11 protein-coding genes are annotated in these 12,132 nt (G+C 53.3%); 6 read left to right on the forward strand and 5 right to left on the reverse strand.

Features of this window, described 5'->3' with window-relative positions; translation table 11 throughout:
• Window positions 1–44: 44 nt before the first annotated feature.
• From NNL21_RS31415 to NNL21_RS31425, 3 genes are all read left to right on the forward strand, one after another.
• Complete coding sequence (locus tag NNL21_RS31415; protein ID WP_256555611.1) at window positions 45–1,256, forward strand: DUF418 domain-containing protein; 1,212 nt, start codon at window positions 45–47, stop codon at window positions 1,254–1,256.
• A gap of 111 nt (window positions 1,257–1,367) precedes the next feature.
• Window positions 1,368–2,165 (forward strand): phytanoyl-CoA dioxygenase family protein, encoded by a 798-nt coding sequence (locus NNL21_RS31420; protein ID WP_204822440.1) that lies wholly within the window; start codon window positions 1,368–1,370, stop codon window positions 2,163–2,165.
• An 18-nt stretch (window positions 2,166–2,183) separates the two neighbouring features.
• The gene (locus NNL21_RS31425) at window positions 2,184–3,029 is read left to right on the forward strand and encodes an AraC family transcriptional regulator (protein WP_204822439.1); all 846 of its coding nucleotides are present in this window, start codon (window positions 2,184–2,186) and stop codon (window positions 3,027–3,029) included.
• 64 nt (window positions 3,030–3,093) lie between these two features.
• Here NNL21_RS31425 and NNL21_RS31430 read toward each other — a convergent pair whose 3' ends face one another.
• The 5 genes from NNL21_RS31430 to NNL21_RS31450 all read right to left on the reverse strand — a co-directional run bounded on the left by NNL21_RS31430 (window position 3,094) and on the right by NNL21_RS31450 (window position 8,132).
• A complete protein-coding gene (locus tag NNL21_RS31430; RefSeq protein WP_204822438.1) occupies window positions 3,094–3,561 on the reverse strand; it encodes a RidA family protein in 468 nt (155 codons plus the stop codon).
• A 49-nt stretch (window positions 3,562–3,610) separates the two neighbouring features.
• Window positions 3,611–5,221: an N-acyl-D-amino-acid deacylase family protein gene (locus NNL21_RS31435; protein ID WP_204822437.1), complete on the reverse strand. Its 1,611-nt coding sequence runs from the start codon at window positions 5,219–5,221 to the stop codon at window positions 3,611–3,613.
• Between the two features lie 26 nt (window positions 5,222–5,247).
• Window positions 5,248–6,402, reverse strand: a complete 1,155-nt coding sequence (locus NNL21_RS31440) for an alanine racemase (protein ID WP_309145363.1) — start codon at window positions 6,400–6,402, stop codon at window positions 5,248–5,250.
• Window positions 6,403–7,068 (reverse strand): helix-turn-helix transcriptional regulator, encoded by a 666-nt coding sequence (locus tag NNL21_RS31445; RefSeq protein WP_204822436.1) that lies wholly within the window; start codon window positions 7,066–7,068, stop codon window positions 6,403–6,405. It lies immediately after the preceding gene.
• 851 nt (window positions 7,069–7,919) lie between these two features.
• On the reverse strand, window positions 7,920–8,132 hold the full coding sequence (locus tag NNL21_RS31450) for a hypothetical protein (RefSeq protein ID WP_204822435.1): 213 nt from the start codon (window positions 8,130–8,132) through the stop codon (window positions 7,920–7,922).
• A 343-nt stretch (window positions 8,133–8,475) separates the two neighbouring features.
• On the opposite strand from NNL21_RS31450, the gene NNL21_RS31455 reads away from it, so the two are divergent.
• The 3 genes from NNL21_RS31455 to NNL21_RS31465 all read left to right on the forward strand — a co-directional run bounded on the left by NNL21_RS31455 (window position 8,476) and on the right by NNL21_RS31465 (window position 11,945).
• Window positions 8,476–9,633: a Gfo/Idh/MocA family protein gene (locus NNL21_RS31455; protein ID WP_204822434.1), complete on the forward strand. Its 1,158-nt coding sequence runs from the start codon at window positions 8,476–8,478 to the stop codon at window positions 9,631–9,633.
• 234 nt (window positions 9,634–9,867) lie between these two features.
• The gene (locus NNL21_RS31460) at window positions 9,868–10,293 is read left to right on the forward strand and encodes a MarR family winged helix-turn-helix transcriptional regulator (RefSeq protein WP_204822433.1); all 426 of its coding nucleotides are present in this window, start codon (window positions 9,868–9,870) and stop codon (window positions 10,291–10,293) included.
• A 17-nt stretch (window positions 10,294–10,310) separates the two neighbouring features.
• Window positions 10,311–11,945, forward strand: coding sequence for an MDR family MFS transporter (locus NNL21_RS31465; protein ID WP_204822432.1), 1,635 nt, complete (start codon window positions 10,311–10,313; stop codon window positions 11,943–11,945).
• The last annotated feature ends 187 nt before the right edge of the window (window positions 11,946–12,132 follow it).

The following is a 12,132-nucleotide window of genomic DNA, read 5'->3' on the forward strand; positions in this document are numbered from 1 at the left end:
CTGCGTTCAAGATCGCTTGTTAGGATAAAGCAGAGGTGAAGAGGATGATGACAGAAACAAACACGGTTCAAAAGGAAGGGAAAGAGCGCGTTCGAATTATAGACGCGATTAGAGGGTTCAGCTTGCTCGGCATTCTGATGGCGAACATGCTTATTTTTCAGTACGGGCTATATGGGAAGGATAAGCTGGAGTCGTTCAATCCATCTGCTTGGGATATAGGGTTTCATAAGCTGCTGCAGATCATGATTGAGGGCAGCTTCATGCCGATCTTCATGTTTCTATTCGGGTACGGTTTATATAAGATGAAGGACAGTCTGGTGAGCAAGGGGCTGAAGTATAAGCGGTATCTATCCCGCCGATTTCTCATGCTGCTTCTATTAGGCGTGCTGCATGGGCTGCTGTTGTGGGAGGGCGATATTCTCGCGGCTTACGGCTTGATGGGCTTCTGTCTGCTTCTCTTCATTCGAAGAAAACCCAGGACGATGCTGATCTGGGGCATTGTGCTTAGTGTGCTGTTTGCCGGTCTGGGATATGGCTCGCAGAAGGAGGATGACAAGGCGGAGATTCGTATGAAGCATTATATCGAGGAGTCGATCGATGTGATGGGCAGCGGTACGTATATGGAGATACAGGAGTTTCGCATGAATGCGGATCCGCTTGATTTGTCCGGAGCGCCCGTGATACTGCTCATCCTGTTCGCACCGGTCTTCCTTGCGCCGATGTTCTTGTTTGGCATGGCAGCCGCCAGCAAGCAGTGGTTTCACAATCCCCGCAAAGAAAGGAGCCGATATTCGCGATTAACGCTGCTGTTCCTGCCGGCGGGATTGACCATGAAGACAGCGGCGGTCCTATGGAGCGCGTCGCCTTGGAGCGGCGTTCTGATGATAGGAGGCGGACAGCTGCTGGCGCTAGGCTACATCTTTCTGCTGGCCTTCGTGCTGCCTGGACTCTCTCGGCGGTCGTTTACTATAGCGGCTTTCGAATCGGTAGGAAGAATGTCACTGACGAATTATTTGATGCAGACGGTCATTTGCACCACGATCTTCTATGGCTATGGGCTGGGGTTGTATGGTCGGATCGGGGTCGTAACCGGCATCCTGCTCTCCCTGCTGATCTATGCCGTGCAGGCGGTCATAAGCGCTTGGGTATGGAGGAAATATCAGTTTGGCCCTGTTGAAAGGCTGCTTCGGATGTGGACCTACTTCTCCCTTAGCGGCAAGGCCCGCCCGGCTAGCTCAGAGAGCATGACCTCCTAATAAAAGCAATTTATGGGGTGTAGTCAGCAACTTCCCGTCTTCCTAACCTCGTCATGGATCGGTAAACTACAAGTAGAACGTATACAAGCGATCGAGGGAGGCTCGAATCGGATGAAGCTGCATGGACTGACGATTGAGCAAAAAATGGTGTGGGAACGCGATGGGTTTCTCGTGCTTGACGGTTTCTTGAGCGACAACGAAATTAAGTTCCACAACGAACAGATGGACGAAGCGTTCCGTAAACTGGACGAATCCGGCAAGGTTAATCCGGAGACCGGCCAGCTGTCCAATGTGCAGCAGGTTTGCGGGGTCATTGAATATGGAGAGAGCTTCGTGAAGCTGATGGAGAATCATCGGATGATGCAGATTCTGCGCGATCTGATGGGCGACAGCTTCGTTATGATTGACAACGAAGCGCTGATCAAGCCTCCGCAGAAGGAAAGTCACACCAACTGGCATCGCGATACGAACACACTGCTTCATGTGAACGAGAAGGCTGTCCCGTTGATGGTGAAAGTGTTCTATTTTCTGTCCGACGTTCATTATGACGGGGGCTGTCTTGCCTTTCTCCCCGGGAGCGTCCATATGGCCAACGAGAAACTGCCTAAATGCGAGAAGCAGGAGGAGATGCCCGGCCATGTGCGGATGAATGTGAAAGCGGGAACCGCCGTCATTTTTCACGGATACACCTATCATTCGGCACTCAACAACTTTACCGACCATACCAGACGATCGCTGATTTATAACTATGGCAACCCGATGCTTCGAGCATGGCCGGGTTACGAACCGTCCGAGGAGCTGAAGGTAACCGCACATACACCGCTGCGCAAGATGCTGCTCGGCATGAAGCCTTGGTTCGCGGATGCGGGCGCATTCAAGGAAGAGGAGGCGAAGGTTGATACACAGTGAAAGGGGAGAGTGCCAACGATGATGGAATCCTGTGAGTACCTCGGGAACCCTAGTGAATATGTGAGGAGCCACTTATTCTATCCGCTGCTGTCTGCCTTCTCCCGCTCGGATGGACAGTTCTTCTTTGAACGGAAGCACTATCCGGCGTATGAGATCGTCTATGTGACGGAGGGGAAGGGCAGGTTCAAGACCGGCGATCAATGGACCGATCTCGTAGAGGGCGACTGCCTCCTCTATGACATGCGTTTTCCGCATGCCTACCGCGCCGATCCTGACGATCCCTACCATATGCTGTACGTCGTATTCGATGGTCCGGATATGGATTATTACTGGCGAAAATGGTTTAATGCCCCGCATGTCGTTCTGCACAGCTTGCTCCGGGAGCATGCCATTCAGGACAATCTGTGGCGGATCGTGGACTTGATGTCAGCAGACCATAAGGATGAACAATCGCTGTCCACACTTCTGTACGATACGCTTGCGCGCAGCTTCGGTCTGCTGACCGATACCGTTTCATCATCGCTTTGGCAGGAGCCGGACGCGCTGAAGCGGGCCAAGACGTATCTCGACGAAAGCTTCTCGACGATACAAAGCGTCAAGGAAGTCGCGGATCGAGCGGGCTTCAGCCTGTTCTATTTTATCCGGCAATTCAAGAAGCACTATGGTTTTACACCCAAGGAATATTTGCTGCATAAGAGAATCCACCTGGCCAAGCGGCTGTTGATCGCCTCCAGCCAGCCTGTGAACGATATCGTTGCATGCTGCGGCTTCAGCAGCTACAATACCTTCCTGCATGCGTTCATGAGCATCGAGAAGTGCTCGCCGAGCGTGTTTCGCAAAAACTGGAAGCGTAATTCATTCTAGCGGATTCCGTGAAAGAAGAAGGCCTCCTATTCCAGCCCTAGCAGGGGAATAGGAGGCCTTTGTGTTAGATGCTCTCAATCTCGACAATCATCTCAATCTCCACCGGCGTATTGAAGGGGAGCTCGTTGGATGAGATGGCGGAGCGGGCGTGGCGGCCCTTCTCGCCAAACACTTCGACCAGCAGGTCGGAAGCGCCGTTGACGACAAACGGCTGTTCGACGAAGCCGTCGGCCGAGTTGACGAAGGCGAGCAGCTTCACGACCTGCTTCACCCGGTCGAGATCGCCTAGATGATCCTTCAGCACGGCGATCAGGTTAATCATGACCTGGCGCGCGGCGTCGTAGCCTTGCTCGACGGTCAGCTCTTGGCCGATTTTGCCGGTGTATTTCAGCACGCCTTGTACCCGGCAATCGGCGCCTGACGTATACACCAGGCTGCCGACGGTTTTGGCCGGGACATATTGCGCCACCGGTGTCGGTACCTTTTCCAGCAGGATGCCTAACTCTTCGAGCCGTTGTTCGATCTTAGCCATATGAATCTCTCCTTGGTATGAAACGATTGTTTATGAATGCGTCATTCGTTTAGCCATGATAAGTTCCGCAAGCGCAAGCATGCAGGAAGGCTCCCGCTTTGGCACCGGTATGCCGGCTTTTTTCCATTGTATGTACGCCGCCGACAAAGACATGCGATAATCCTTCCGGTGTTTGAATAGGCTCCTGGTAGGTGGCAGTGTCGCGAAACGTGTCCGGATTAAAAACGGTGACATCGGCCTGATACCCCGGCACGAGAAGCCCGCGGCTGCCGAGCTTGAAGCGCTGCACCGGGAAGGAGGTGATCTTGCGTACGGCCTGCTCGAGCGTGAGCAGCTTTTCCTCCCGCACGTATTTGGCGATGAGCCGCGGGAACGTGCCGTACGAGCGCGGGTGGGGCTTCCCTGTTACGCAGCCGAGACTGTCGGAAGCGACAAGCGAGCGGTCGTAGCGGATAATCTCGCGAACATCGTTGTCCGCCATGTGAAAATAAACGATGGCGATCATGCCGTTCTCCTCAAGCAATAAATCCATCATCGCGTCCTCGGGGTCGCTCCCGCGTTCATCGGCAATATCCTGCATCTGTCTTCCCTCAAGCCTTCGATTCGCTTCCGTGGATACGGCGGATACGTAAACGCTCTGCCACCCGGTAGAACAGATGAGATTATCCCAGTCTGCCTGTTCCTCGCGCAGCTCTGCCTTGATTGCCGCCCTCTCCTTCGGTGAGCGCAGGCGGTTCAAGGTCGCCTCGATGCCGCCCTCAAGCGACCATGGCGGCAGAATCGTCGTCATGGACGTGGATCCGGCTGTATAGGGATAGACATCGCACGTGACGTCCAGCCCTCCGGCCCGGGCATTCTCGATCAGCTCCATCGCCTGGAGCGCCTTCCCCCAATTGATGGCGCCGGCCGATTTCAAATGGCTGACATGCAGCGGTACGCCGCTGCGCTCCGCAATCCAGATGACCTCCTGGATGGAGGGGATCAGGCTGCTGCCCTCTCCGCGCATATGAGTGGACAGCAGACCGCCATATTTGGGGAGCACGCTGCACAGCTCCGCTAATTCTTCTCTCCCTACATAGCTCCCTGGTGCGTACAGCAGGCCAATGGATAATCCGATCGCGCCCGCCTTCATGCCTTCCTCGAGCATCATCTTCATGCGCTGCAATTCCTGTGTCGTGGCTGGCCGCTTCTCGAAGCCCATCACCGCGATCCGCAGTGCGCCATGCGCCACGTAAGTCGCTACGTTCTCCGATATCGCCGAGCGGGCAAGGAGGCCGATGTAAGCTTCGACAGACTGCCAGCTCCACGCCCATGGCGTGCTGCCAAGAACGGGCTGCACGTACTGCTGCAGGGCGTCGGCATATGGCGCGAGGTAAGGGGCGGGGGCTAGGCCGCAGTTGCCGACGACCTCGGTCGTCACCCCTTGCTGCAGCTTGAAGTCACTCGTAGGCTCAACTAAGATTTTCAGATCGGAATGGCAGTGACCATCAATGAAGCCGGGGGATATCACGTCTCGTTTAACGTCGATCGTTAGTTTAGCTTCTTGGTCGACATGGCCGACGACCGCAATTTTACCATCCATAATGCCTACATCGCCCATATACCAGGGGTTCCCGGTACCATCGACGATTCGTCCGTTCTTTAACACGATATCCAGCATAAGAGGGAGCTCCTTAGCGGTTAATGTTATTCAAGCATTCCACGGCCTGCAACGGGCGCTTTCACCAAACGGTCGCCTTCCATGAAGTAGACATTGTTATGCAAGTTCACGGTGCTGCATATGTGGTTAGGAATGATACGGACCCGGTCTCCCGGCTTCAGGGTATGCTGGCTGTCAGTTCGAATCATGCCATGCTCCTCGGACATTCGTTCCAGTACCGCATCCGGTGCCTCCAGCAGATAGCCGAATCCCTCCAGGTGAAGAGGGCTGGTGCGGGGTTGGACGTCTGTGGCAAATGTTTTGCTGCCGCCGTCGATGACGGCGTAGCGATCGTCCGGGCGGCTCACTACGGTTGCCACTACGAATGCCGCACAATCCTCGAGTGTGCATAGACCGAAGGCGGCCGTCATTCGATCCTGAAAGACATAGGTGCCCGGCCGGATTTCCGTTACTCCTGGTACGCTGGCAGCATACAGTCCCGTTGGCGAAGATCCGACGCTGACATCACGGACCGGAATTCCTTCCGACCGAAGCATGTCGGCCAGCTTCACCATTAGTTGGCCCTCCTCCAATCCGGCGTTTAACCGGTCGAGCGTCGCTGCGCCGCCTTGTACAGCGCCGCGGAACGTGTAGATACCGGTGAAGTCGAGACCCTCCATGCCGTGAATCTCGCGTGCGAGCGGCACGGCTTGCTCGTAGGGGATTCCTGTCCGCTTCAGGCCGGTATCGACCTCAAGCCGTACCTGCATGGTGCGGTTATGAAGCTTGGCGAGCGTCGAGATCCGCCGGGCCCCTTCGAGGCTGTCGACTCCGATGATCAGGTCGATTCGTTCACTGAGCCGCAGCGCGCGCTCGATCTTCGACTCCGCGATGAGCGGGTAGGCGATGAATATGTCGTCGATGCCGCCGCTTGCCATCACTTCCGCCTCCGAAACTTTGGCGACGGTGATTCCTGAAGCTCCAGCGGCGATTTGCTTGTGCGCGATCTGCGGCATTTTGTGCGTCTTGGTATGAGGCCTTAAGGCAACGCCGGCTTGCCTGGCTCCCTCCGCCATCCTTCGGATGTTCGCTTCCATTTTTGCGGTATCGATCACGATACATGGCGTTTCCAGTTGGGCGAGTGCTGTTGCTTTGGCTGCCGCTGCCTCTTCGTCCAATGGCATTCCGTTACTTATGATCAATTACGCTTCCTCCCCTGAGGCTGCTTCAGCAGCGGATTTGCCTTCCTCTATGTAACTGTAGAGCGTAAATTTCGAAATGTTGAGATAGGCACAAACCTTTTCTCCTGCTTTCTTGATCAGAAAGGCGCCCTTCGTATCCAGCGTTCGGATGAAGCGGACCTTGTCTGCCTTGGCCATTGCCGCGACGGGCTTCTGGACGATCTCCTGCGCTTCTTGGAGCAGGGCGTCCAGCAGATCGTTCACGTTGCTGACGAATGATTCGCGAACCACCTCGGCAGCAGGTGCAGATGTGAGCGACTTCAGCGTCTTCTCCGCCATCATGAGCTCCGTGATGTCGAAGTTGATGCAGAGCGAGCCGATCGGACGTCCGCTTTTATTCTTCATATAAAGAGAGGAGGAGCGGAGGATTCGTCCGTCTTTTGTCTGCGTCAAATAGCCGTAACGATTGCCATCCTGCACATGTCCGCTTAGCAGCTCGAGGCCAAGATTCGTACCGGGGTCGCCGACCTTCCTGCCGGTGATATGGCCGTTCTCAATAGCGCAGATCGTACTCTCGTAATCCTTCGTCAAGTCATGCAGTACGACCTCGCAGCTCGGGCCAAACTGGGCAGCGAGTCCTGTTAGGAGGGATTCCAGAAACGCTTGTTCTTCCTGTATGGATTCCATTTGGGGTGGGGGGTTCCTTTCCGGTTTTTTACTTTCCACTGAATCGTAGCATAAATTATGGAATTATCAAACAAATTTTTTGGTTTCCTAACTTATTTTCTGAAAACGAGTGGGAGCGGCGTTGGAGATGGTCCGATTGAGGATGGCGGCTATTAGCTGCCGGCGGTGCTTGTGCTTAACGATGTAAATCATCGTTAAGGCTGCTGGTGGACGGAGGTTCCGAGCCATCGTCTTCGCTGCAGGAGAGCTGTAACGCCCAAAAGTGGTGTATCAGCCCGTCCACTGGCGTGAGCGGTGAGCTGTAACGCCGCAAAGCAGCGTTACAGAGCCCAGTTCGCCCCCCTCGCTGCGAAGACAAAAGCTGCAACGCCCAAAAGTGGCGTACCAGCCCGTCCACTCGCGAGAGCGGTGAGCTGTAAGGTCACAAAGTACCGTTACAGAGCCGCGTTCACCCCCCTCGCGGCGAAATCTAAAGCTGTAACGCCTAAAAGTGGCGTACCAGCCCGTCCATCAGGAGAGCGGTGAGCTGTAAGGCCAAAAAGTACCGTTACAGAGCCGCGGTCGGCACCCTCGCCGCCGTGTGCGCCTCCACTTTGTGCTGTTAAGTTGAATGCTGAAATGCAGTCTACGTAAGTGGGGGAATGCGGCGAAATAATTTGTTTGGAGAAGGGAGCGGGAACGCAAGTACATCAAGTAAAGGCGGGTGGGGGAGTGAAGCGCATAGTGGAGAAGCGAGAGGTGTATGCTTGGGCAACTCGTGTACAGAGAAGAGGGGCGCGCAGAAGCTCGAAGGTTTGGGCGTCGGAAGCTTTGTAGTCCGGCTGCAAGGAGCGGTGCTGCGATGGCTCCGCTTACCGCTTTCTCATCTCGAAAAACTCGCATCTCTTTCTATCGTGGTAGGCGATCTCACTAACACCGGACTGCACAACGACCATCAGATCGTCGAAGCGCACGATGATTCCACCCATGTCGACCACATGGTCGTCTTGAAAAACCCTTAACTTTATTTGACGCTCCATAGCTTCATTAAAATCTTGATCAGTCAGTAATCGGCGCTGCGCCATGTACAGATCTCCCTTAGGCTTTCAATTTTCTCTATTGTAGCAGAAAACCGGTTATAAGGCCGGGTTCCTTCTGCGAATCTTACGAACCTTCGAGCCTTCGAATCAACGAACCTGCGAACCTTCAGCCTGCTAACCCTCCAATACTTCAATTCTAAGATTCTTATGAATGAAATGGTTGGCTGGTGATCACCCTTCTTCCTATCAGCTGGGCCAACAGCTGATTCATCATTCAGTGTTCTTCTAACAGCAGCCCGTTCTCGAACCGCAAGCCGATTTTCGAAAGAATCCAATTGTGGGTAAGGATAGGATACGGGATATATGTGATAAGGAGTGGTGAGCTGCAATGGAGACAATTAAGGTAGGCATTATCGGTACCGGATTTTCGGCCGGGTTTCATACGGAATCACTTAGACGGCTGCCAGATGTAGAGGTCGTCGCAGTTGCGGGAAGCTCTTTGGAAAAGGCGGAGCAGATGGCCAAGCAGTATGGAATTCCGCGATATTACGGCGATCATCACGAGCTGATCGGACAGCCGGATATTGAGGTCATACACAACTGTACGCCTAACAACCTGCACTATGATATCAATGTGACGGCCATGCTGGCAGGCAAACATCTGCTGTCGGAGAAGCCGCTTGGCATGGATAGCAAACAGTCGGCCAAGCTGGCCGAGCTGGCCGAAAAGTGCGATGTTGTGAGCGGAGTGTGCTTCAACTATCGGCATTTTCCGATGGTCATGCAAGCGAGAGGGATGGTCCAGAGCGGCAAGTATGGCGCCCCGCATCTGGTGATGGGGAGCTACCTGCAGGACTGGCTTCTCTACGAAACGGATTATAGCTGGCGCCTGGATCCCGAGCTGAATGGGGATTCAAGAGCCATTGCGGATATCGGATCCCATTGGTGCGACACGGTTCAGTTCGTGCTGGGACAGCGCATTATCAGGGTCTTTGCCGATTTGCACACGGTGCATCCGGTTCGGCAGAAGCCGCTTGAGCATGGAGCTACCTTCGGTGGAGATGCAGGAGAAGAAGGCAGTGAAGAGGTCGAGGTGAGCACGGAGGACTGCGGTTCGGTGCTCGTCCATTTTGAAGGCGGCAGCCGTGGTGTCTTCACCGTATCCCAAGTGAGTGCAGGACGCAAAAATAAGCTTCAATTCGAAATCTCGACTCGGGAGACGACCTTATATTGGGATCAGGAGAATCCAAACAAGCTGTGGGAGGGACATCGCAATCAAGCGAATAATGAGCTGCTTCGTGATCCTTCCCTTCTTTCATCAAAAGCCGCCGCTTTGGCACATTTCCCCGGTGGTCATGAAGAAGGGTGGCCGGACGGGATGAAGAACCTGCTGATCGATTTCTATTCCGAAGTGAAACGCAGGAAAGGCCTGAAGATTCCCGGCAAGCCGCAGTTCGCCAACTTAAACGACGGACATCGAATCATGAAAGTAATCGACGCCGTGCTCGAGAGCAATGCCAAGCAATGCTGGATCGATATCATTTAAAGGAACGGGGACTCGCTGTGGAGCGGGTCCTTCTTCTATTCAACATAAGAAATTGAAGAAAAGGTTATAATAGCCCAAAAAATTCACGGTTTTCGCCTTATAGCGTTTATTATCCGACTTTTTTGCGAAAATATCCATTTGACCAGCCCGGTTGAAATGCGATATAGTTCTAAATGTTTCATTGTTTAATCTTTTAGTTCTAAAATATTTAACGGTAAAGAAGGAGGCGGGGGCATGCAGGTAAATGCTCAACTGGTCGAGCTCCCTGCACTGTTTAAAGGCTTAATCAAAAAAATAACGCATGAGTGGAACTGCAGCGTCGAAGATCAGCTTTCGATGACCCAATTTCGGATGCTTTATTTGCTTAAAGTTCCAGGACTTAGCAAGCCTCATGAGCTTGCGGAGTCGCTCGGCGTAACTCCCGGTGCGATCACCGGTATAGCCGATAAGATGATCAATAAAGGGTATATCGTCCGCCATCGGGACAGTAAAGACCGCAGAGTTGTTCATCTGGCAATCACGGAAATTGGCGGGCAATATATGGAGAATCTGCTTGAGAAACAGAAGCAAACGATCTCCACATTCTTCAATCGCCTGCCTGAGGAAGATGTCGAGCACTTAAGACGTATTTTTACCACATTAGTTAGTACAGGTTCATGAAGAGGAGGAGTTACAAGGTGGATGAATTATCCCACAAGCGGAAAGTGACCATCATGATCGGCATCATTGCCGCGATGTTCTTTTCTGCCATTAATCAAACGATCGTAAGTACGGCGATGCCTAGAATTATCGCACAGCTCGGGGGGATGGATTACTACACATGGGTCATTACGATCTATATGCTAACCTCGACCATTGCGACGGTGCTCGTCGGCAAGCTGTCTGATATTTACGGACGCAAGCCCTTCATATTAATAGGTATCGTTTTCTTCATGATCGGTGCTTTCTTGTCTGGCTTCTCCAAAGATATTTTTCAAATGATCACGTATCGCGGTATTCAAGGCATTGGCGCCGGGATCATTATGTCATCGGCTTTCACGGCTGTCGGTGACTTATTTGCCCCTCGCGAGCGCGGTAAATGGACGGGGGTCATGATGGCCGTCTTCGGCTTCTCCAGCGTGCTTGGTCCGACACTGGGCGGCTGGATCGTCGATCATATGAACTGGGAATGGGTATTCTGGATCTTCCTGCCGCTTGGCATCGTTGCCTTTATCCTCATTCTGATGCTCTTTCCTAAAGTACCCCGCAAAGAATCGGAGTCCATTGACTATTGGGGTTCATTGTTCTTGACCTTAACTATTGTGCCGCTGCTGCTCGGTTTTTCATGGGCCGGTACGAAGTATGATTGGGGTTCCGAGCAAATTATCGGGTTGTTTGCAGCTGCAGTTGTATTCTTAATCTTATTCATATTTGCTGAGCTTAAAGCAAAAAGCCCCGTGCTTCCCTTGTCGCTGTTCCGCAATGACATCGTGACGATCTCGAATTTAGCGGGCTTCCTCATGAATGCAGGGATGATGGGCGCACTGATTTATCTGCCGTTCTTCGTACAGGGTGTTGAGGGGATTTCTCCAACTTACTCCGGTTACGTGACGATGCCGATGTCGATCAGCATGGTCGTGATCAGCGCCTTTACAGGAAAATGGATTACTAAATCGGGTAAATACAAACGTTACGCGATGCTGGGGCTGCCTATTATGATCATTGGCATGGTCATGATGGCGTACATGAGCACGATCTGGGTAGCTGTTCTGGCTATGATCGTCTTCGGACTAGGCCTTGGCTTCGGTATGCCGGTATTCTCACTGACCGTTCAGAATGCCGTTCGGGCCGATCAGCTCGGCGTGGTAACCGCATCGAACCAATTATTCCGTAACCTGGGCGGTACGATCGGTATCGCTGTCATGGGAACGATTATGGCCACCAGTTTGAAGAACAATCTGGTCTCGAAGATGCAATCCGGTGGTGGTGTCGATCTGTCGAAGGTGGATCCGGAGATCCAGAAGCAGCTGGCTGAGTTCCAGAATCCGCAGATGCTGCTTGATCAACCGAAGCTGGAGCATCTGCAAACGACACTGCCCGCGGACGTTCAGCCGCTGTTCACCAAGATGATCGACATGCTCCGCAGTGCGCTGGCCGATTCGCTGACAACGGTCTTTCTATCCGGAGCAGCGCTGCTTGTGGTAGCGATTGTACTTGTCGCCTTCTTGCGGGAGATTCCGCTGCGCACGTCCAACCGGTTGCCGGAGGATGCCCAGAAGGAAGGGAAGAAGCCGCAAGGCGGTGTAAGCGAGCCTGTTGTCAATCGGGGTTAATGGAAATGAACTGACCTATCAACAGTAAAGGGGCTGCCTCAAAAGAAATTCTTTTGAGCAGCCCCTTGTTGGTTTCACTCTAGACAAAAAGTGGTGGTGCAGGGCAACTGCACCACCACTTTTGCATGTACGCCCAGCATGGGCGTCATCTCTAGGGTGAAAGTCCCGAACGGGGGCTGGCGAACGC

The sequence above is a fragment of the Paenibacillus mendelii genome, from assembly GCF_024498075.1.
GTDB classification, from domain to species: Bacteria; Bacillota; Bacilli; order Paenibacillales; family Paenibacillaceae; genus Paenibacillus_Z; species Paenibacillus_Z mendelii.

What these genes read in the sequence shown, in the direction of transcription:
- NNL21_RS31430 (WP_204822438.1), bottom strand. Translation starts at nt 3,561, where the DNA reads ATGGCTAAGATCGAACAACGGCTCGAAGAGTTAGGCATCCTGCTGGAA.
- NNL21_RS31425 (WP_204822439.1), top strand. Translation starts at nt 2,184, where the DNA reads ATGATGGAATCCTGTGAGTACCTCGGGAACCCTAGTGAATATGTGAGG.
- NNL21_RS31420 (WP_204822440.1), top strand. Translation starts at nt 1,368, where the DNA reads ATGAAGCTGCATGGACTGACGATTGAGCAAAAAATGGTGTGGGAACGC.
- NNL21_RS31415 (WP_256555611.1), top strand. Translation starts at nt 45, where the DNA reads ATGATGACAGAAACAAACACGGTTCAAAAGGAAGGGAAAGAGCGCGTT.
- NNL21_RS31435 (WP_204822437.1), bottom strand. Translation starts at nt 5,221, where the DNA reads ATGCTGGATATCGTGTTAAAGAACGGACGAATCGTCGATGGTACCGGG.
- NNL21_RS31460 (WP_204822433.1), top strand. Translation starts at nt 9,868, where the DNA reads ATGCAGGTAAATGCTCAACTGGTCGAGCTCCCTGCACTGTTTAAAGGC.
- NNL21_RS31455 (WP_204822434.1), top strand. Translation starts at nt 8,476, where the DNA reads ATGGAGACAATTAAGGTAGGCATTATCGGTACCGGATTTTCGGCCGGG.
- NNL21_RS31445 (WP_204822436.1), bottom strand. Translation starts at nt 7,068, where the DNA reads ATGGAATCCATACAGGAAGAACAAGCGTTTCTGGAATCCCTCCTAACA.
- NNL21_RS31450 (WP_204822435.1), bottom strand. Translation starts at nt 8,132, where the DNA reads ATGGCGCAGCGCCGATTACTGACTGATCAAGATTTTAATGAAGCTATG.